Origin of the sequence: Pseudomonas sp. PSB11 (assembly GCF_014596605.1) — a bacterium.
Lineage (GTDB): Bacteria > Pseudomonadota > Gammaproteobacteria > Pseudomonadales > Pseudomonadaceae > Aquipseudomonas > Aquipseudomonas umsongensis.
This window is the reverse complement of sequence record NZ_NOIO01000001.1, coordinates 428,416-448,410: the sequence shown is the minus strand read 5'-3', so window position 1 is coordinate 448,410 and position 19,995 is coordinate 428,416. Positions and strand designations below refer to the sequence as shown.

18 protein-coding genes are annotated in these 19,995 nt (G+C 61.1%); 5 read left to right on the top strand and 13 right to left on the bottom strand.

The genetic code is table 11. The annotated features are described in order from the left end of the window. Positions 1-94 precede the first annotated feature (94 nt). Positions 95-607 carry a dihydrofolate reductase gene (locus tag CGA21_RS02100; protein WP_188263427.1) on the bottom strand — a complete coding sequence of 171 codons (513 nt, stop codon included), beginning with the start codon at positions 605-607 and terminating at the stop codon, positions 95-97. Between the two features lie 85 nt (positions 608-692). Here CGA21_RS02100 and CGA21_RS02095 point away from each other — a divergent pair, with 85 nt between their 5' ends. Beyond that, entirely contained in the window at positions 693-2,063 is a 1,371-nt protein-coding gene (locus CGA21_RS02095) for a DUF2868 domain-containing protein (protein WP_188263426.1), read from the top strand. Then, positions 2,056-3,432: a GTPase/DUF3482 domain-containing protein gene (locus CGA21_RS02090; protein ID WP_110750215.1), complete on the top strand. Its 1,377-nt coding sequence runs from the start codon at positions 2,056-2,058 to the stop codon at positions 3,430-3,432. Before CGA21_RS02095 ends, CGA21_RS02090 begins: the two co-directional genes overlap by 8 nt. 106 nt (positions 3,433-3,538) lie before the next feature. Here the strand turns inward: CGA21_RS02090 and CGA21_RS02085 are convergent, their stop codons facing one another. From CGA21_RS02085 to CGA21_RS02060, 6 genes are all read right to left on the bottom strand, one after another. Further along, positions 3,539-4,096: a phosphonate degradation HD-domain oxygenase gene (locus tag CGA21_RS02085; protein WP_188263425.1), complete on the bottom strand. Its 558-nt coding sequence runs from the start codon at positions 4,094-4,096 to the stop codon at positions 3,539-3,541. 161 nt (positions 4,097-4,257) lie between these two features. Then, positions 4,258-5,283 (bottom strand): putative 2-aminoethylphosphonate ABC transporter substrate-binding protein, encoded by a 1,026-nt coding sequence (locus tag CGA21_RS02080; protein ID WP_110750211.1) that lies wholly within the window; start codon positions 5,281-5,283, stop codon positions 4,258-4,260. A gap of 33 nt (positions 5,284-5,316) precedes the next feature. Continuing rightward, positions 5,317-7,041, bottom strand: coding sequence for a putative 2-aminoethylphosphonate ABC transporter permease subunit (locus CGA21_RS02075; protein ID WP_188263424.1), 1,725 nt, complete (start codon positions 7,039-7,041; stop codon positions 5,317-5,319). After that, positions 7,041-8,117, bottom strand: coding sequence for a putative 2-aminoethylphosphonate ABC transporter ATP-binding protein (locus CGA21_RS02070; RefSeq protein WP_110750207.1), 1,077 nt, complete (start codon positions 8,115-8,117; stop codon positions 7,041-7,043). The genes CGA21_RS02075 and CGA21_RS02070 overlap by 1 nt, the downstream gene beginning before the upstream one ends. A 257-nt stretch (positions 8,118-8,374) precedes the next feature. Next, positions 8,375-9,238 carry a LysR family transcriptional regulator gene (locus CGA21_RS02065; RefSeq protein WP_110747869.1) on the bottom strand — a complete coding sequence of 288 codons (864 nt, stop codon included), beginning with the start codon at positions 9,236-9,238 and terminating at the stop codon, positions 8,375-8,377. A 16-nt stretch (positions 9,239-9,254) separates the two neighbouring features. Continuing rightward, entirely contained in the window at positions 9,255-11,516 is a 2,262-nt protein-coding gene (locus CGA21_RS02060) for a heavy metal translocating P-type ATPase (protein WP_188263423.1), read from the bottom strand. Positions 11,517-11,601: 85 nt separating this feature from the next. On the opposite strand from CGA21_RS02060, the gene cadR reads away from it, so the two are divergent. Next, positions 11,602-12,051 carry a Cd(II)/Pb(II)-responsive transcriptional regulator gene (gene cadR / locus CGA21_RS02055; RefSeq protein ID WP_110747874.1) on the top strand — a complete coding sequence of 150 codons (450 nt, stop codon included), beginning with the start codon at positions 11,602-11,604 and terminating at the stop codon, positions 12,049-12,051. A 126-nt stretch (positions 12,052-12,177) separates the two neighbouring features. On the opposite strand, the gene CGA21_RS02050 is transcribed toward cadR, so the two are convergent. The 3 genes from CGA21_RS02050 to CGA21_RS02040 all read right to left on the bottom strand — a co-directional run bounded on the left by CGA21_RS02050 (position 12,178) and on the right by CGA21_RS02040 (position 14,878). Beyond that, complete coding sequence (locus CGA21_RS02050) at positions 12,178-13,149, bottom strand: thymidylate synthase (protein ID WP_188263422.1); 972 nt, start codon at positions 13,147-13,149, stop codon at positions 12,178-12,180. Positions 13,150-13,198: 49 nt separating this feature from the next. Next, positions 13,199-14,005 carry a prolipoprotein diacylglyceryl transferase gene (gene lgt, locus CGA21_RS02045; protein ID WP_008064986.1) on the bottom strand — a complete coding sequence of 269 codons (807 nt, stop codon included), beginning with the start codon at positions 14,003-14,005 and terminating at the stop codon, positions 13,199-13,201. Positions 14,006-14,095: 90 nt separating this feature from the next. Further along, positions 14,096-14,878, bottom strand: coding sequence for a sulfite exporter TauE/SafE family protein (locus CGA21_RS02040; RefSeq protein ID WP_188263421.1), 783 nt, complete (start codon positions 14,876-14,878; stop codon positions 14,096-14,098). Positions 14,879-15,010: 132 nt separating this feature from the next. Between CGA21_RS02040 and CGA21_RS02035 the strand changes: the two genes are divergently transcribed. Further along, positions 15,011-15,757, top strand: a complete 747-nt coding sequence (locus CGA21_RS02035; protein ID WP_188263420.1) for an NRDE family protein — start codon at positions 15,011-15,013, stop codon at positions 15,755-15,757. A 104-nt stretch (positions 15,758-15,861) separates the two neighbouring features. On the opposite strand, the gene ptsP is transcribed toward CGA21_RS02035, so the two are convergent. Beyond that, entirely contained in the window at positions 15,862-18,141 is a 2,280-nt protein-coding gene (ptsP, locus tag CGA21_RS02030) for a phosphoenolpyruvate--protein phosphotransferase (RefSeq protein WP_110747883.1), read from the bottom strand. A gap of 22 nt (positions 18,142-18,163) precedes the next feature. Beyond that, positions 18,164-18,643, bottom strand: a complete 480-nt coding sequence (locus tag CGA21_RS02025; RefSeq protein WP_007897732.1) for an RNA pyrophosphohydrolase — start codon at positions 18,641-18,643, stop codon at positions 18,164-18,166. Positions 18,644-18,786: 143 nt separating this feature from the next. Here CGA21_RS02025 and CGA21_RS02020 point away from each other — a divergent pair, with 143 nt between their 5' ends. Continuing rightward, positions 18,787-19,443 carry an HAD family hydrolase gene (locus CGA21_RS02020; protein ID WP_188263419.1) on the top strand — a complete coding sequence of 219 codons (657 nt, stop codon included), beginning with the start codon at positions 18,787-18,789 and terminating at the stop codon, positions 19,441-19,443. Between the two features lie 104 nt (positions 19,444-19,547). Here CGA21_RS02020 and CGA21_RS02015 read toward each other — a convergent pair whose 3' ends face one another. Beyond that, positions 19,548-19,973 carry a DUF2269 domain-containing protein gene (locus CGA21_RS02015; RefSeq protein WP_110747889.1) on the bottom strand — a complete coding sequence of 142 codons (426 nt, stop codon included), beginning with the start codon at positions 19,971-19,973 and terminating at the stop codon, positions 19,548-19,550. Positions 19,974-19,995 lie beyond the last annotated feature (22 nt).

Genomic DNA, 19,995 nt, shown 5'->3' with positions numbered 1-19,995 from the left:
GGCTGAGCGGGCCTCTTCGCGAGCAGGCTCGCTCCCACACTGGATCTGTGAGCGACACAAACCCATTGTGGGAGCGAGCCTGCTCGCGAAGCTCTTAGCCTTTTTCCCAAACTTCGAAGTTGTATGCCGGCTTGTCATCCACAGCCGGGTTTTCGATGTTGGACACCAGCTTCCACTGCCCCGAATCAAACTCCGGAAACCACGCATCCCCTTCCGGGCTCAGTGCCACACGGGTCAGGTACAGCCGATCTGCCTGCGCCAACCCCTGCGCATACAACTGCGCCCCGCCGATCAGCATCAGCTCATCGACGCCCTGCTCTTTGGCCCATTCTTCAGCGCGAACCACGGCCGCCTCCAGCGAGGGGTAGACCTCCGCGCCTTCGAGCACCAGATCCGCCTGACGACTGACCACGATGTTCAAGCGACCTGGCAATGGGCGACCGAGGGAATCCCAGGTCTTGCGCCCCATGATGATCGGCTTGCCCAGGGTGGTGGCCTTGAAGTATTTGAAGTCCCCCGGCAGGTGCCAGGGCATGCTGTTGTCGATGCCGATCACGCGGTTTTCACCGAGGGCTGCGATCAGGCTGAGGGGGAGTGATTTAGTCATGCCGGCGAGGATACCAGAGCCGCGCTTACCCGGATAAGCGCCACAGCGGTTATGCTCACAGTTCAATTAAGCGACGGGATGCCGCGTGACTGAACTGAATAATCTCTGGCTGACAGAAACCATCCGCCTGCGCGAAGAACATGCCGGCCCCCTTGAAGATCTGGAAGCCAATCGGCTGGCCCGCAGCGCCGGCGGCGATCTGCCAGCACGCATTCAACGTCGCGCCCTGTGGCTGGCCGAACGCGATGGCTTGAGCGAGGCACTCAAACACTGGCTGCAGGGCGCACGATTGGCGCTGATCGTATTGGCGGTGCTGGCCGTGATCAGCGGCGCCGGCTTGGCCTTTGCCGCGATGGGCGACGGCCTGCACCCGGTGAATGTGTTCTGGGCGCTGGGCAGTCTGCTCGGGATCAACCTGATCCTATTGTTGAGCTGGGCCTTGGGCCTGGTGTTTGCTGGCGAACACGGCGCCAGCCTCGGCCGCTTGTGGTTGTGGCTAAGCGAAAAACTCGCCCGGGACGCCAAGGCCGCACAACTGGCGCCGGCCCTGCTGCTGTTGCTGCAACGCCAGAAACTCAATCGCTGGGCCATCGGTGTTCTGGTCAATGGCCTGTGGTTGTTGGCGATGCTCAGTGCCTTGGTGATTCTGCTGACGTTGATGGCAACCCGGCGCTACGGCTTCGTTTGGGAAACCACCATCCTCAGTGCCGACACATTCATTGCCGTGACCCAGGCCCTGGGTGCGCTCCCAGCCTTGCTTGGTTTCAGTGTGCCGACTGAACAGATGATCCGCGCCAGTGGCGACGCTGCACTGAATATCGAAAGCGCCCGTCAGGCCTGGGCTGCTTGGCTGGTGGGCGTACTGCTGGTCTACGGCGTCGTGCCGCGCCTGCTGCTTGCAGTGTTTTGCCTGTGGCGCTGGAAAACCGGCAGGTCTGCCTTACGCCTGGACTTGAACCTGCCCGGCTATGCGCAACTGCGCGAACGCCTGATGCCTACCAGTGAACGCCTGGGTGTCAGCGATGCCGCACCGGCTCAACTTCATCGAGTGGCAAGCGGCGTCAGTGAACAACAAAGCGATGGCGCGCTATTGGTCGCGATCGAATTGGACGACGACCGCCCGTGGCCGCCACAACTGCCCAAGAACGTCAGCAACGCCGGCATCCTCGACAGCCGCGAATCGCGACACAAACTCCTCGAACAACTGAGCCGCTTTCCGCCTGCGCGCCTGGCAATCGCTTGCGATCCACGGCGCTCGCCGGATCGCGGCAGCCTGGCACTGATTGCCGAACTGGCCCGCAGCGCCAGCGCGACCCGCATCTGGTTGCTGCAAGCGCCGCCGGGTGAAGCGCTGGATGCCGAACGCCTCGGCGATTGGCACGTGGCGCTGCAACAGCTTGAGCTGCCGTTCGCCGATTGCGCACCGATGAACTGGCTGGAGACGGGCCATGACTGACACCAGGAAGCAGCCTCTGAAACTCGCGGTTGTCGGCCACACCAACGTCGGCAAAACCTCGTTGTTGCGCACCCTGACTCGTGATGTCGGTTTCGGCGAAGTGTCCCACCGCCCCAGCACCACGCGGCACGTCGAAGGCGCGCGACTGTCGGTGGATGGCGAACCTTTGCTTGATCTGTACGACACACCCGGACTGGAAGACGCCATCGCCCTGCTCGATTACCTCGAACGCCTGGAGCGCCCCGGCGAGCGGCTGGACGGCCCGGCACGGCTGGCACGTTTTCTTGAGGGCAGCGAAGCACGGCAGCGCTTCGAACAGGAAGCCAAGGTGTTGCGCCAGTTGCTGGCGTCGGACGCCGGGCTCTATGTGATCGACGCCCGGGAACCGGTTCTCGCCAAGTATCGCGATGAGCTGGAAGTGCTGGCCAGTTGTGGCAAACCGCTGCTGCCGGTGCTGAATTTTGTCAGCAGCGACAACCACCGTGAGCCGGCGTGGCGTGAAGCGCTGGCCCGTTTGGGTTTGCATGCGCTGGTGCGCTTCGACAGCGTCGCACCGCCGGAGGATGGCGAACGCCGGCTTTATGAAAGCCTCGCGCTGCTGCTGGAAAATGCCCGGCCGCAACTGCAACGACTGATCGCCGACCAGCAAGCCCAGCGCCTGGCCCGCGAGCAAAGCGCGGCTCGCTTGATCGCCGAGCTCTTGATCGATTGCGCAGCCTGCCGACGCAGTGTGGTCAGCGATGCTGAGCAAGAGCGGCAAGCGATCAACGAACTGCGCAAAGCCGTGCGACAGCGAGAGCAGCGCTGCGTCGAGTCCCTGCTCAGGCTTTATGCCTTCCGCCTGCAGGACGCCACAGCGAGTGATTTGCCGCTGCTCGACGGTCGTTGGGGCGATGACCTGTTCAATCCGGAGACCCTCAAGCAACTGGGCGTGCGGGTCGGAGGAGGCATCGCCGCGGGTGCTGCCGCCGGCGCCGGCGTCGATCTACTGGTCGGCGGTATTACCTTGGGTGCGGCCGCACTGGCCGGTGCCATCGCCGGCGGCGCCCTGCAAACCGCCCGCAGTTATGGCAGCCGCTTGCTCGGCAAGCTCAAGGGCCAGCGAGAGCTGACGGTCGATGACAATGTGCTGCGACTGTTGGCCCTGCGCCAGCGCCAACTGCTGCAAGCGCTCAATGCCCGCGGGCACGCCGCAATGGACAGCATTCAGCTGGCTACACCCCAGGACAAGAGCTGGCGCGAAGGCAAACTCCCCGAAGCCTTGAACAAGGCCCGGGCGCATCCACAGTGGTCGTCGCTCAACGCACATGCGAAGTTGAATCAGGCGGAGCGGCAAGAGCAAATCGAAGAACTGGCGCAGCAACTGTAGGAGCGAGCCTGCTCGCGATGAATCTGAGAGCGTCGCGGGGTGTCAGGCTGCCAGCGTTATCGTTGACGTCCATCGCGAGCAGGCTCGCTCCTACAGTTGACCCGTTTTAAGCGGCGAGCAATCGCAACGCCTTATCCTTCAAAAGACCCAGGTCCATGACCGGCACCTGCATCTCCTTGGCCTGCTCATCCCACTGGCGCATGCGCAAACTGACTTCACACAAAGGGTCCTGCTCAAAAGCTTGCGCCTCGGCTTCCGTCATCACCCCGCCCTGATACTCCAGTGTCCGGCGACTGGCCTCGCTCAAGCGCTCGTAGTACCCCGGCTCCTTGAGCGTCAGATAACGCTTGGCCTGCACGTGATACTCCACCAACCGCGCCATGCGTTCGCTGAAACCAACACTGCGCAGGTAATCGGCGCCCAGCCGTTCATGGCTGACCACACCAAAGCCGCCCATGTTCTCGGCGCCCTCGGCGCAGATGTGCCCGATGTCGTGGAAAAAAGCGGCGAGCACCACTTCGTCATCAAAGCCCTCGGCCATCGCGCACTGCGCGGCCTGGGACATGTGCTCGATCTGCGACACCGGTTCGCCAATGTAGTCGGCATCGCCGAAGCGCTCGTAGAGGGCGAAAACCTTGGCGACTGCTTGTTCGTTTGGGCTCATCAGAAGTCTCGCGATGAAGTGGATTGGCGTTGAATAGTAGACCGTCTTCGCGAGCAGGCTCGCTCCCACAGATTTTCGGGTGAGACACAAACTCTGTGAACACCAACGATCCTGGTGGGAGCGAGCCTGCTCGCGAAGAGGCCCTTTCAGGCTGCGAAGATTTACTTGGCCGCCACCTTCTCGGACTTGCCGTCATAACGCTTGCGCCATTCGGTCAAAATCTCGTCGCGATTCTTCGACGCCCAAGCGAAGTCGTTCTTGATCAAACGCTGCTCATAGTCAGCCGGCAACTCGGTCTGCGGCTTGGCGATACCAGGCTGTGCGAGTACGGCGAAGTTTTCTTTATAAAGCTCCATCGCCTCGGGGCTGGCCGAGAAGTCCGCGAGTTTCTTCGCGGCGTCTTCATGTTGGGTACCCTTGATCACGGCCGTGGCTTCGATCTCCCAGCCCAGGCCTTCCTTCGGCAGGATGATGTCCAGTGGCGCACCCTGGCGTTTCAGCTGCACAGCCGGGTATTCAAAGGAAATACCGATCGGGAACTCACCCGCCGCCGCCAGTTTGCAGGGCTTGGAACCGGAGTGAACGTACTGGCCGATGTTCTGGTGCAGGCCGTCCATGTAGGCCCAGCCCTGCTTCTCGCCGAAGGTTTGCAGCCACGCGCTGACGTCGAGGAAACCGGTGCCGGAAGACGCCGGGTTGGGCATGACGATCTTGCCTTTGTACTCGGGCTTGGTCAGGTCTTGCCAGCTCACAGGCTTGCTCAGGCCCTGCTTTTGGGCTTCGACGGTGTTGAAGCAAATGGTCGCGGCCCACACGTCCATGCCGACCCAGGCTGGCGGGTTGGCGGCGTCGCGGTAGTTGCCGCCAATCTTGCCAAGGTCTTTGGGCGCGTAGCTTTGCAGCATGCCTTGCTGGTCGAGGATCGCCAGGCTCGATGCGGCCAAGCCCCATACGGCGTCAGCTTGTGGGCGGTCTTTTTCGGCGAGCAATTTGGCGGTGATGATGCCGGTGGAGTCGCGCACCCATTTGATCTCGACGTCCGGGTTGGCTTTTTCGAACGCCTGCTTGTAGGTCTTGAGTTGCTCGGCTTCGAGGGCGGTGTACACCGTCAACTCGGTTTTCGCCGCAAAGGCGTTCAGGCTGAAAGCGGTGAGGACAGCAGCGGCCAGGGCCATAGGCTTGAACATGATCTTTTCCTGTAGTTGAGTTGAGAGGGTGAATCAGTGACCAGGCGCGGTCTGCCGCCAGGCTTGCGAGCGACGCAGCAAACCGCGCGAAGCCCAGGCCAGCAGCAAGGACACGCCCGCCGAGGTGAACAGAATCAGGGTCGACATCGCCGCCGCACCACCGACATTGCCGGCATCGTCCATGTTCAGCACCGCGACCGCCGCGAGAATGGTGTCGGGGCTATAGAGGAAGATCGCTGCCGAGACGGTGGTCATGGCCGAGACGAACAGGTAGCGCACGATATCCAGCAGCGCCGGCAGGCAAATCGGCACGGTGACCCGCAAGTAATGCCGATAAAGCGGCGCCTTGAGTGACAGCGCGGCGGCTTCGAACTCGGCATCGAGTTGGCGAAGCGCGGTGGTGGCGGTCATTTGCGCGGTGGTCAAATAATGCGCAATGGTGCAGACCACCAGCAGGGTCATGGTCCCGTAGAGCACGTGCAGCGGGTTGCCGGTGAGGTTGAAAAAGAAAACGTAACCCAGGCCCAGCACCAGGCCCGGCACTGCCATCGGTACGAAGCTGAGCATGCGCAGGGCCAGGTTCAGTCCACGCTGGCCCCTGGTTTTTTCCATCAGGTACGCGCCGGTGAAGATCAACAGGCTGCCGATCAGCGCCGTGCATAACGCCATTTTCACGCTGTTGCCGTAGGCCAGCCAGCCGCCACCCGCGGTGTCGTTGAACTGATAGTGGTTGAGCGACAGCGACAGGTTGTACGGCCAGAATTTCACCAGCGATGAGAACACCGCCATGCCGAACACCATTAGCAACGCGGTGCAGATCAGCAGCACCACGACCAGGTAGCAGCCGTCGCGCAACGTCGACGGCGCTGGTTTAAAGACTTGCGCCCGACCGCTCATGGAATCGCCATGACGCCGACGCAACCAGGCATCGACCCCGAAACTGAACAGCGCCGGCAGCAACAGCACCATGCCGATCAACGCGCCGCGACCGAACTGTTGCTGGCCGACCACCGCCTTGTAGGCTTCCAGTGCCAGCACTTGATAGTCGCCACCGACGACCACGGGTACACCGAAGTCAGTGATGGTCAGAGTGAACACCAGACAGAACGCAGCAAATACCGCCTGACGGGTCGCCGGCCAGGTGATGCTGCGAAAGGCTTTTGCCGGACTGGCGCCCATACTCGAGGCGGCATCGAACAGGCGCGCATCCGCCAGGGAAAGCGCTGACAGCAAAATCATCAAGGCATGTGGGAAGGTGTAGATGACCTCACCCAGAACGATGCCCCAGAAGCCGTAGATGTTATCCGAGAGCAAGCTGCGTAACAGGCCCTGGTTGCCGAACAGATAAACCAGGGCAATCCCCGGCAGCATCGAAGGCGCCATCAGCGGCAACAATGAAATCCCCCGCCAGATGCCCTTGCCGGGAATCAGGGTGCGTTGCAGGGCGTAGGCAAACAGGTAGGCCAGTGGTACGACAATGGCGGCGACGCTGAGAGATACCTTCAGGCTGTTGCCCAGCAACCAATGAAAATTGGCACTGCCGATCAATTCTTGAGCAGCCAGCCAGCCTCCGCCCTGCCCGGCTTCGGCACTGAAGCCGCGCCAGAAGATGGCCAGCAACGGCATCAGTACCGCGACGCCAAGCAGCACCAGCAAAAGGACTTTGCCGCCGACCACGAACAGGCGGTCGCCCAGTTCGGCACGGGAATACTTCCGCACCTGCTTGTGCGTTAGCGGCAGCGCGATGTTCGAATTCATCAGGCAAACACCTGCAAGCTCTGTGGCGGCAAAGCCACCATGATCTGCTGCGCGCCAAGACGCGGCATGGCTTCGGGTGCCAGCTCGGCCAGCAGTGCGTGGCCAGGCAAATGGTCGAGCTCGAAGCTCATCCGACAGCGATTACCCAGGAAGGTGATTTCGCGAACCCTGGCCGGAAACAGGTTTTCTTCATGCACCGGCGGATTGACGTTGATCGCTTCCGGGCGACAGAACAAACGACCCGAGGCATTTTTTGCGCTGCCGTCGGCCAGGCGCAGGTTCATCCCGCCGACTTGGGCGTGGCTGTCGCTGTTGCGGCTGAAAGGCAGCCAGTTGCCCTGGCCGACGAACTCCGCCACGAACGGCGTGGCCGGACGGTTGTAGATTTCCTGCGGCGTGGCGTACTGCTCGACTTGGCCGTTGTTCATCACGGCAATGCGGTCGGCCATCAGCATGGCCTCGTCCTGGTTGTGGGTAACCATCAGGGTGGTGATGCCGAGGCTGCGTTGCAGCTGGCGCAGTTCGGTGCACAGGTGCTCACGGACGCGAGCATCGAGTGCCGACATCGGTTCGTCCAGCAACAACAACGAAGGTGCCGGGGCCAAGGCGCGAGCCAGCGCTACGCGTTGCTGCTGTCCACCGGACAACTGGCCCGGGTACTTTTTCTCACTGCCGCTCAGGCCAACCAGTTCCAGCATCTGACCGACACGCTGACGCACCTCTTCGCGGCCACTGCCGGCCAGGCCGTAGGCAATGTTCGCTTCGACGGTGAGATTGGGAAACAGTGCGTAGGACTGAAACAGAATGCCGTAGTCCCGCGCTTGGGGCGCCAGGTGGGAAACGTCGCGATCGCCTAGATAGAGCTCGCCGCTGTCCTGCTTCTCCAGCCCGGCGATGCAACGCAGCAAGGTGGTCTTGCCGCAGCCCGACGGGCCCAACAAACACACCAGCTCACCGGCCGCTACGTCGAGGGAAACGTTATCCAGCGCAGTAAACGCGCCAAAGCGCTTCTGTACACCGCGCACCTTCATCGGTGCGCCGGGGTTGGTCAGGGCAGTTGTGATCGAGTTGTTCATGGACGGACCTCATCTGGCAGATGGGGCCATCCTAGGGTTGTAATGCGTCCGTCATGTGGCAGTGAGGCAAAAACCGCCGATAGTGGTATTCGGGATTTTTGGTTGAGGCTGCACGATCTGTTGTGCCTTGTCTGGCCTCTTCGCGAGCAAGCCCGCTCCCACATTGAGTCTGCGTCGAACACAAAATTTGAGTTCACTGAAGATCTAATGTGGGAGCGGGCTTGCTCGCGAAGGGGCCGGTACTGTCACCGCTAATCTCAGGCCGGGGACATTTCCTGCGCCAATCCCAGAAACGCCGCCGGTAACCGCGCGTTTTTTCGCTCCTTGAGGCAATACAGGTACTCCGGAATCTGCGGCGCATTCTCGATGGTCAGCACGCGCAGTTGCGGATCATGCGGCACTTCCTGGCGGGCAATAATGCTGATCCCGATATTGCGCAACACCGCCTCACGGATCGATTCGCGGCTGCCAATCTCCAGCAGCGGCCCGAAACCGACACCGGCGCTGGCGAGCAACTCTTCGGTCAAACGCCGGGTGGTCGAACCCGGCTCTCGCATCAACAATGTGTGCCCTGCCAATGCGCCCAGCGGCACGTGATCGTATACCGCCAATGGATGATTGCGATGCACCGCCAGCACCAGCGGATCGCTGCCCAGCACCCGTCGAATCAGCCGCGCATCCTCCAGCAACTGCGAGGATGCCGCGACATCCACCCGGTACTCCTCCAACGCTTCGAGCACCTGCTGGGAGTTGCCGATTTCAACCGACACCTCTACCTGCGGCAGGCGTTCGCGGAAGGTTTTCACCAAGTCGAGGATGTAGTACGGCGCCGTAGCGGCGATGCGCAACATGCCTTGGACCTGCCCGCTGTTACGCAGGAAGAACTCGATGTCGGCTTCCTGTTGCAGCAGTCCCTTGACCATCGGCAACAGCCGCGCGCCCTCATCGCTGACGCTCAGGCGGCGGCCGCCCCGGTAGAACAACTCAACTGAGTACTGGCTTTCCAGGTTGCGAATCTGGGTGGTCACCGTGGGTTGGCTCAAACCGAGCTTTTTCGCTGCCAGGGTGATGCTGCCCAGGCGGGCGACCATGTAAAACGCCTTCAGCTCGGCACTCAGCACAACTGTCCCTCATCGTTTATTTGCGCAGCAGGCGCAAGCCATTGAACACCACCAACAGGCTCACGCCCATGTCAGCGAACACCGCCATCCACATGGTGGCGAGTCCGGCGAAGGTTACCCCAAGAAAGATCGCCTTGATGATCAATGCCAGGGCAATGTTCTGCTTGAGGATGCTCGAGGTTTGTCGCGAAAGGCGAATGAACGTCGGAATTTTGCGCAGATCGTCGTCCATCAGGGCGACATCGGCGGTTTCGATTGCCGTGTCTGTGCCAGCGGCAGCCATGGCGAAACCAATTTCGGCGCGAGCCAGTGCGGGCGCATCGTTGATGCCGTCACCGACCATGCCAACGTTATGGCCCTGAGCATAAAGTGCTTCGATGGCTTGCAACTTATCAGAGGGCAGCAGATCCCCTTGTGCCTGGTCGATGCCAACCTGCGCGGCAATCGCCTCGGCGGTGTAGAAATTGTCGCCGGTCAGCATCAGGGTCTTGATGCCCAGGTCATGTAGCTGCTGGATCGCTTCGCGACTGGACTCCTTCACTGTGTCGGCCACGGCAAACAGCGCCAATGGGCCGGATGAATCGAGTAGCAGCACTACGGATTTACCCTGTTTTTCCAGCGCGAACAGCGTCTCTTCCAGCTCCGGCGAGCACAGGTTCAGGTCTTCGACCAGCCGATGGTTGCCCAAGTGATAGGTTTGGCCGTTGATGTCACCGCGCACTCCACGTCCAGCCAGCGCCTCGAAGTTATCCACAACCATCAGCGGGTGTTGTTTATCCACAGCGGCATTGGCGATGGCCAACGACACCGGGTGATCCGAACGACCGGCCAGTGCTGCGGCAATTGCCGGCACCGCGGCATCGGCCTTCGGATCAAGCTCCAGATAATCAGTCTGCACCGGCTTGCCGTGGGTAATCGTGCCGGTCTTGTCCAGCGCCAGATAGTCGAGCTTGTAGCCACCCTCCAGATAGACACCGCCCTTCACCAGAATGCCTTTGCGCGCCGCTGCCGCGAGGCCGCTGACGATGGTCACCGGCGTGGAAATCACCAAGGCACAAGGACAGGCGACAACCAGCAGGACCAGCGCGCGGTAGATCCAGTCAAACCACAGCGCATTCATGAACAGCGGTGGAATCACCGCCACCGCCAGGGCCAGGACAAACACCGCCGGGGTGTAGATTTTCGAGAAGCGGTCAACGAAGCGCTGGGTCGGCGCCCGCGCGCCTTGAGCCTGTTCGACGGCGTGAATGATCCGCGCCAGCGTCGAATGGTTCGCTTCAGCAGTCACGGCATATTCCAGGGAGCCGGCCTGATTGATGGTGCCTGCGAATACCTTGTCGCCAACGGTTTTCTCCACCGGCAGGCTTTCACCCGTAATCGGTGCCTGATCGATGGTCGAACTGCCGGACACCACTTCACCGTCCAGGCCAATCCGCTCACCGGGGCGTACCCGCACCCGCGCGCCGAGTTCGATGGACTTGACGTTTTGCGCAATCCAGCGGCCATCGGCTTGCAACACCGTGGCCTGCTCCGGCGCCATCTGCATCAGGCCGCTGATTGCATTGCGCGCCCGGTCCAGCGACTTGGCCTCGATCAGCTCGGCCACGGTAAACAGGAACATCACCATCGCCGCTTCCGGCCATTGCCCGATCAGGATTGCACCGGTCACCGCAATGCTCATCAAGGCGTTGATGTTCAGGTTGAGGTTCTTCAGGGCAATCCAGCCCTTCTTGTAGGTTGCGAGGCCGCCACTGAGGATCGAGACCAGAGCGATGACCGCCACCACCCAATTCGGTGCAGCACTGGTGAAGTGAATCACTTCGGCCACCAGCGCACCCAGACCCGACAACGCCAATGGCCACCAGGGCTTTTTCACCGGCGCCGGGGCGGGCGCTTCAACACCCTGCTCCAGCGGCTCGGCCTGCATGCCGAGGGACTTGATGGCGTCGATGATCGGTGCAGTGCCTGGCAAGTCGTGGGTTACGCCGAGCACACGGTTGATCAGGTTGAATTCCAACTGCTGCACACCCGCCAGCTTGCCGAGTTTGTTCTGGATCAGCGTTTGCTCGGTCGGGCAATCCATGGCCTCGATGCGGAAAGTGCTCAACCGCGCGTTGGCGGTCGGCATTTCGTTCAACTTGATCAGCGACGGCGCCGCCACTTTGGCGCAACAGCAGGAATCCCCGGGGCCGCCATGCGCATGTTTGTGCACAGGCTTGAGTTTATGGCTGTGATCGTGATCAGCCTCGGGTTTGTGGGTGTGAAGGGAGTCGCTCATCGGGTCGCGTCCTTGAAGGTGCCTGTTGCCAAGTAAAGACCCTGTAGCCACTATAGGGTCAAGCACCTATTTGGAGATTGCCGTCATGAAGATTGGAGAGCTGGCCAAACTCACCGACTGCGCCGTGGAAACCATCCGCTACTACGAACGCGAGAACCTGCTGCCGGAACCGGCCCGCAGCGACGGCAACTACCGGGTCTACACCCAGGCCCACGCCGAACGCCTGACCTTCATCCGCAACTGCCGCACCCTCGACATGACCCTGGAAGAAATTCGCAGCCTGTTGGCCTTTCGCGACAGTCCGCAGGATCAATGTGAAAGCGTGAATGCGCTGATCGACGAGCACATCCATCACGTCAAGGCGCGGATCGATGGGCTGCTGGCCCTGCAGGCGCAACTGCTCGACCTGCGCCAGCGTTGTGGCGAAGGACCAGATGTCGATCAATGCGGGATTTTGCAGAGGCTGGAAGTGAGTGGCGGGGTTGTGGCGACGGAGGTTGAGCATTCGCATGTGGGCCGTAGCCACGGTCACTGAAAGCACTGCAACGCCAAAAGTGGGAGCGGGCTTGCTCGCGAAGGCGGTGTGTCAGTCATTAGAGATGTCGACTGATACACCGCCTTCGCGAGCAAGCCCGCTCCCACATTGGTTAAGCGTCAGGAATCAGACCGCCATTGGCGCGGTCATTGGCGCATGGTGCTCATAGCCTTCCAGCGAAAAATCACTCGGCTCAACCAGCTCCAGCCACTCCGGCTGGTAAACACCCGTCTTGGCAAACTCCGGTACGCGGTCGGAAATCACCAGTTTGGGCATCGGGAACGGCTCGCGCTTGAGCTGTTCGTTGAGCATGTCCAGGTGGTTTTCATAGACGTGGGCGTCGCCGATGAAATAGGTGAACCAGCGCGGCGTGTAGCCGGTCAGTCGACCGATCAGGCTTAGCAGCGCGGCGCCTTCGGTGAGGTTGAACGGCGTGCCCAGGCCCAAGTCGTTCGAACGGATGTAGAGGGTCAGGGAAATCTCCCTGGTCTCGACATTCGGGTGGAACTGGTACAGCAGGTGGCAAGGCGGCAGGGCCATTTCATCGAGCTGCGCGACGTTCCAGCCGTGAAACAGGATACGGCGGCTGCCCGGGTCCTTGATGATGGTGTCGACGCACTGGTGAACCTGATCGATGGCCTTGTACAACACCACATAGGCCTGTCCATCTTCTTCACCTTCGGCAATCTGGCGATAACCCTGCTTCAGGGTTTGCTCGATGGCGGCCGGGTTGCTGAGCGGGATTTGCTTGTACGCCGGCCATTTACGCCATTGCACGCCGTAGATCTCGCCGAGGTCGTCTTCACCCTGGCGGAACGGGTTGGCCAGCCACTGGGCGTTTTCATTGGCGTTCTGGTCCCAGACCTTGCAGCCCAACGCACGGAATTGCGCGGCATTGTTCACGCCACGCAGAAACCCGCACATCTCGCCGATGGCGGATTTGAAGGCCATCTTGCGCGTGGTGATCGCCGGGAAACCTTCCTGCAGGTCGTAACGCAGCATGGCGCCCGGAAAGCTGATGGTGTTCACGCCAGTGCGGTTGGCCTGCTTGGTGCCGTTCTTGATGACGTGGGCGACCAGTTCGAGATATTGCTTCATGAATTACCTGTGTCCTTGAACCCCGCAGCATCGCTGCGGGGTTCGAAATTTATACGGCCGCCGCTGGAGTCGCCGGGGCGCGGTGATACGCCAGCCAGATCAGGAACAGCCCGCCGACGATCATCGGCACGCAGAGCACCTGGCCCATGGTTAGCCAGTTCCAGGCCAGATAGCCCAGTTGCGCATCCGGTACGCGAACGAACTCGACAATGAAACGGAAGATGCCATAGAACAGCGCGAACATCCCCGATACCGCCATGGTCGGCCGTGGTTTGCGCGAGAACAGCCACAGGATCAGGAACAGCGCGACGCCTTCGAGCGCAAACTGATACAGCTGCGACGGGTGACGTGCCAGTTGTGCCGGATCAGTCGGGAAGACCATCGCCCACGGCACATCGGTAGCCTTGCCCCACAACTCGGCGTTGATGAAGTTGCCGATACGCCCGGCGCCCAGGCCGATCGGCACCATCGGCGCGACGAAGTCCATCAGCTGGAAAAACGACTTGTTGTTCTTTTTACCGAACCACAAGGCGGCCAACATCACGCCGATGAACCCGCCGTGGAACGACATCCCGCCCTTCCACACTTCAAAGATCAACAGCGGATTGGCGATATAAGCACTCAAATCGTAGAACAGCACATAACCCAGGCGACCACCGACAATCACCCCCATCGACATCCAGAACACCATGTCGGAGAGCTTCTCCTTGGTCCAGGTCGGGTCGAAACGGTTCAGCCGGCGCGACGCCAGCAGCCAGGCGCCGCCGATGCCGATCAGGTACATCAACCCGTACCAGTGGATTTTCAGCGGACCGATGGCCAAGGCCACCGGGTCGATCTGCGGGTAAGGCAGCATTGCGACTCCTCATGAGTTCAAATCAATTCCCGGGCGACGCTGTCACCTCAGGATTAAGCCAGGATTGTGTCGTGCGTCAGAGCAGATGCTTCAGACGAGAAAGTTCAGGCCAACGCCAAACAGCAAAGCGGCAAACAGTCTTTTGAGCAACCTTGGCGACAGATTGTGCGCCAGTCGCGCGCCGAAGCGGGCGAAGACCATGCTGGTCAGGGCAATGCCCAGCAGCGCCGGCAAATATATGAAACCGAGACTATGGGCCGGAAGCAACGGATCGTGCCAGCCCAGAATCATGAAAAATAATGCACTGGACAGCGCAATCGGCAGGCCGCAGGCAGAGGACGTGGCGACCGCTTGCTGCATCGGCACGCTGCGCCAGGTCAGGAACGGCACGGTCAGTGACCCGCCGCCAATCCCGAAAATCGCTGAAGCCCAGCCAATTACGCTGCCGGCTACGGTCAGACCGAGTTTACCCGGCACCGTTCGGCTGGCCTTGGGCTTGAGGTCCAACGCCAGCTGCGCAGCAATGACCAAGGCAAACACGCCGATGATCTTTTGCAGGTTGGGCCCGGAGATCGCTTCGGCAGTCAGCGCGCCAAAACCCGCACCAATCAGAATGCCCAGGGTCATCCACGTAAAAATTGGCCAGCGTACCGCTCCACGGCGATGGTGCTCCCGAATGGCGTTGACCGAGGTAAAGATAATCGTCGCCAGCGAGGTGCCTACGGCCAGGTGCGTGAGGATCGACGGATCGAACCCCTGGGCCTTGAAGCTGAATACCAGCACCGGGACGATGATGATTCCGCCCCCCACGCCGAACAGCCCGGCCAGCACTCCGGCACAGGCGCCGAGCGCCAGATAGAGCAGAAACTCCATGCTTTTCCCCTCCCAACCCCAAAACCGGAGCGGCATGGTAACGGATGCATGGCCTCGGGCTCCACTGGATGGCGATGGATACCCGCACGATGACTGCGTAGAGTGGGGGAAAAAACACACAAGGATCACCTTATGTGCCTGATTGTTTTTGCTTGGCGACCGGGCCACGCCCAACCGCTGATCGTGGCGGCTAACCGCGACGAATTTTATGCCCGCCCCAGCCTGCCACTGGCGCAATGGCCCGAGGCCCCCCAGGTGCACGCCGGGCGAGACCTGGAGGCGGGAGGAACCTGGCTCGGTCTCGGCGCCAACGGGCGCTTTGCGGCGCTGACCAACATCCGCGACCCGCATCGACCGCCAGGGCGCAGGTCGCGCGGTGAGTTAGTGGCGGGATTCCTCACCAAAGATGTGCCAATTGATGACTATTTAGACGACGTTGTCGCCCGTGCGCCTGAATATGGCGGATTTAACTTACTGATCGGCAACGCCAATGAGATGTGGCATTTCAATGCACGGGAATCGGAAGCGGTGATGCTACCGCCGGGGATCTACGGCCTGTCGAACGCCGGGCTCGATACGCCGTGGCCGAAACTGCTCAGGGCCAAGGCGGCACTGGGCGAGGTACTGGATGATCCGCAACCGCAGTCTTTGCTGGCCTTGCTCGGCGATTCACAGCAAGCGCCGTTTGCAGACCTGCCGGACACCGGAGTGGGGTTGGCCACCGAGACGCTGCTGTCGAGTGTGTTTATTGCCAGCCAGAGTTATGGGACGCGGGCGAGTACGGCGTTGATTGTGCAGGCGGATGGCTCGCGGCATTTGGTCGAACGGAGTTTCGGGCCGTTTGGCGGACATCTTGGGGAAGTGGATATTCGGCTTTAGTGTTGCGTTGTTCGTTCGACCCTCTTCGCGAGCAAGCCCGCTCCCACATTTGAAATGCGTTTAAATGTGGGAGCGGGCTTGCTCGCGAAGGGGGTGTCGCAAATTCAGAGAGGCTTGATCGCCGCCGGATTGATCATCCGTGCCAACCCAAGGTTCTTCAGCGCCAACTGCAGCGAACTGTGGATAACCTGCGGGTTGTCGATGGTCATCAGTTCGGCGAGCAGCTGCTTGGCCTTGCTCAAGTTGATCTGGCGCAGCATCCACTTCACCTTCGGCAAGTTGGTGGCGTTCATCGACAAGCTGTCGAAACCCATCGCCATCAATAGCACCGCCGCCGCCGGGTCACCGGCCATTTCGCCGCAGATACTCACTGGCTTGCCTTCGGCATGGGCGTCTCGCACTACGGTTTGCAGGGCTTGCAGCACCGCCGGGTGCAGGTAGTCGTACAGGTCGGCTACTCGCGGGTTGTTACGGTCCACGGCCAACAGATATTGGGTCAGGTCGTTGGAACCAACCGACAGGAAGTCCACCTGTCGCGCCAGTTCCTTGGTCTGGTACACCGCTGCCGGAATCTCGATCATCACGCCAATCGGTGGCATCGGTACGTCGCAACCTTCGTCGCGAACCTCGCCCCAGGCCCGGTGGATCAGGTGCAGGGCTTCTTCCAGCTCATGGGTGCCGGAGATCATCGGCAGCAGAATCCGCAGGTTGTTCAAGCCTTCACTGGCCTTGAGCATGGCACGGGTCTGCACCAGGAAGATTTCCGGGTGGTCGAGGGTGACGCGAATGCCGCGCCAGCCGAGGAACGGGTTGTCTTCCTTGATCGGGAAGTACGACAGCGACTTGTCGCCACCAATGTCCAGGGTACGCATGGTCACTGGCTGTGGGTGAAACGCGGCCAGTTGCTCGCGGTAGATCGCCAGCTGTTCCTTTTCACTCGGGAAGCGCTGGTTGATCATGAACGGCACTTCGGTGCGGTACAGACCGACGCCTTCGGCCCCGCGCTTTTGCGCGCGCGCGACGTCCGCCAACAGGCCGGTGTTGACCCAGAGCGGCATGCGGTGGCCATCGACCGTGATGCACGGCAGATCGCGCAGCGCATCCAACCCGAGGGCCAGTTGCTTTTCTTCTTCGACCACCTCGGCGAACTGCTTGCGCAGCACGTCGCTGGGGTTGGTGTAGACCTCGCCGCGGTGACCGTCGACGATCATGCCAATGCCGTCGACCTTGGAATACGGCAGGTCCACCAGGCCCATCACCGTTGGAATGCCCATGGCCCGGGCAAGGATCGCAACGTGGGAGTTACCGGAGCCAAGCACCGAAACCAGGCCCACCAGCTTGTTTTCCGGAACCTCGCCGAGCATGGCCGGCGTCAGTTCCTCGCTGACCAGGATGGTGTTGTCGGGATAGACCAGGGTTTGCTGGCGCTCTTCCTGCAAATAAGCGAGCAGGCGACGACCGAGGTCCTTGACGTCTGACGCACGCTCACGCAAGTAGGCGTCGTCCATCAATTCGAAGCGGTTGACGTGATCGGTGACCACTTGGCGCAACGCGCCCTGGGCCCACTGCCCGGTCTTGATCACGGTGGTCACTTCGCTGCCCAGCGCCGCATCGTCGAGCATCATCAGGTAGACGTCGAACAACGCGCGCTCTTCCGGGCGCAACTGCGTGGCGAGCTTGGCGGACAACGCACGCATGTCCGCACGCACACCTTCGATGGCGGTCTTGAACAGCCCCAGTTCCGCTTCGATGTCAATGATGGTCTTGTCGGGCACCACGTCCAGGTCGGCCGGCGGCAGCATGACCACCGCCGTACCGACCGCCGCGCCGGGCGAGCCCGGCACGCCGATGAACTTGGCTTCCTGGATACCCTTGCCCTGCCGGCCCAGGCCACGGATCGAACCGGTGGCCTCGGCGTGGGCGATAACCCCGGCGAGTTGCGCGCTCATGGTCACGAGGAAGGCTTCTTCGCCTTCATCGAACTGGCGGCGCTCTTTTTGCTGGATGACCAACACACCGACGACACGTCGGTGGTGGATGATTGGCGCCCCGAGGAACGAAGCGTAGCGCTCTTCACCGGTTTCGGCGAAGTAGCGGTAGCGCGGGTGATCCGCGGCGTTTTCGAGGTTCAGGGGTTCTTCACGCGTGCCGACCAGACCCACCAGACCTTCATTGGGCGCCATGCTGACCTTGCCGATCGAGCGCTTGTTCAAGCCCTCGGTAGCCATCAGCACAAAGCGGTTGGTCTCGGGGTCAAGCAGGTAGACCGAGCAGACCTGGCTGCCCATGGCCTCTTTGACGCGCAACACAATAATCCCCAACGCCGCCTTGAGATCCTTGGCGGAGTTAACTTCCTGGACGATCTTGCGCAGCGTATTGAGCATGGCTCGGGGTCGAACTCCGTCGTCAGTCGCGCGCTAAAAGGCGCGGGGCAAGCTCTTTGAGGGCGCGTCGATACACCTCGCGCTTGAATGTCACCACCTGGCCCAACGGATACCAATAACTGACCCAGCGCCAGCCATCGAATTCCGGTTTACCGGTCAAATCCATCCGCACCCGCTGCTCATTGGAGATCAGGCGCAGGAGAAACCATTTCTGCTTCTGGCCGATGCACAGCGGTTGGCTGTGCGTCCTGACCAGACGTTGCGGCAAACGATAGCGCAACCAGCCCCGAGTGCAGGCGAGTATTTCAACATCTTCGCGCTCCAGGCCCACTTCTTCGTTCAGCTCGCGGTACAAGGCGTCTTCCGGCGTCTCCTGGGGGTTGATCCCGCCTTGAGGAAACTGCCAGGCATCTTGATTGATACGGCGAGCCCATAGCACCTGGCCAGCATCATTCGTGAGAATGATCCCGACATTAGGACGGAAACCATCGGGGTCGATCACGGCAACAACCTCGCAAACGCATGTCATCGCATTGTTCCACAAAGGTTGTTAAGGCAGCAACGCGCCGGCCTACGTTATGTGCACTCTTGTGAAAAGTCCGTATTCTGGACGCCTTTCTACAGACTTTTCAGCGAGTAACTGCGATGCGGCTGGCTTTATTCGACTTGGACAACACGCTTCTGGGCGGCGACAGTGACCATGCCTGGGGCGATTACCTTTGTGAACGCGGCTTCCTCGACGCCGTCGCCTACAAGGCCCGTAACGACGAGTTCTACCAGGACTACCTGGCTGGCAAGCTCGATAACGACGCCTACCTGAACTTCTGCCTGGAAGTGCTCGGCCGTACCGAGATGGCCACCCTGGACCTATGGCACAGCGACTACATGCGCGACTGCATCGAACCGATCCTGCTGCCCAAGGCGATCGAGTTGCTGGCCCAACACCGCGATGCCGGTGACAAACTGGTGATCATCACCGCCACCAACCGTTTCGTGACCGGCCCGATTGCCGCGCGCCTGGGCGTCGAGACCCTGATCGCCACCGAATGCGAAATGCAGGACGGCCGCTACACCGGGCGCAGTACCGATGTACCGTGCTTCCGTGAAGGCAAGGTGACAAGGCTCAATCGCTGGCTGGAAGAAACCGGGCACAACCTCGAGGGCAGCTACTTTTATAGCGACTCGATGAATGACCTGGCGTTGCTGGAGCAGGTGGCGAACCCGGTGGCGGTCGATCCGGATCCGAACTTGCGCGCCGAGGCCGAGAAGCGGGGCTGGCCAGTCATCAGTCTGCGCGGCTGATATTGCTTTCGCGAGCAGGCTCGCTCCCACAGTGGATGTGTGAACGACACAATTTCCTTGTGGGAGCGAGCCGGCTCGCGAATGGGGCAACACGGTTTAACCGGTTAAACCGGCTTGGCGCCCATTAATCCCGCAATCGCCACAAAGCAGACGAAACTGAACAACGCCAGTGCAAAGGTAAATCTGCCCACCCCACCCGGCGTCTTGCGCACCTTGTTCAGCCTTACCAACAACCAGAACCACGACAACGCCGCAACGGTGTAAAGCACACTGGAAGCCAGCAACCAGGTCTGCCCCAACGGCCAGCCCACCAGGTGCACCATCCACCAACCGGTAAACGGCATGCTCAGCAAAGCCAGCCCCATCAACAGCCAGACGAACACCCGAGGCCGTTGCAGCGTACGGCTGCCCGCAGTCACGTCGCCGTTACGCCGGGTCCGCCAGACCCAGATCCCCAGGCCCAGCGCACAGACCAGCAACACCACCGTCGCCACCGTGTGCGCCGCTTTCAGGGCCGTCAACGTTTCCATGGTTCGATTTCCTTAAGGGCGT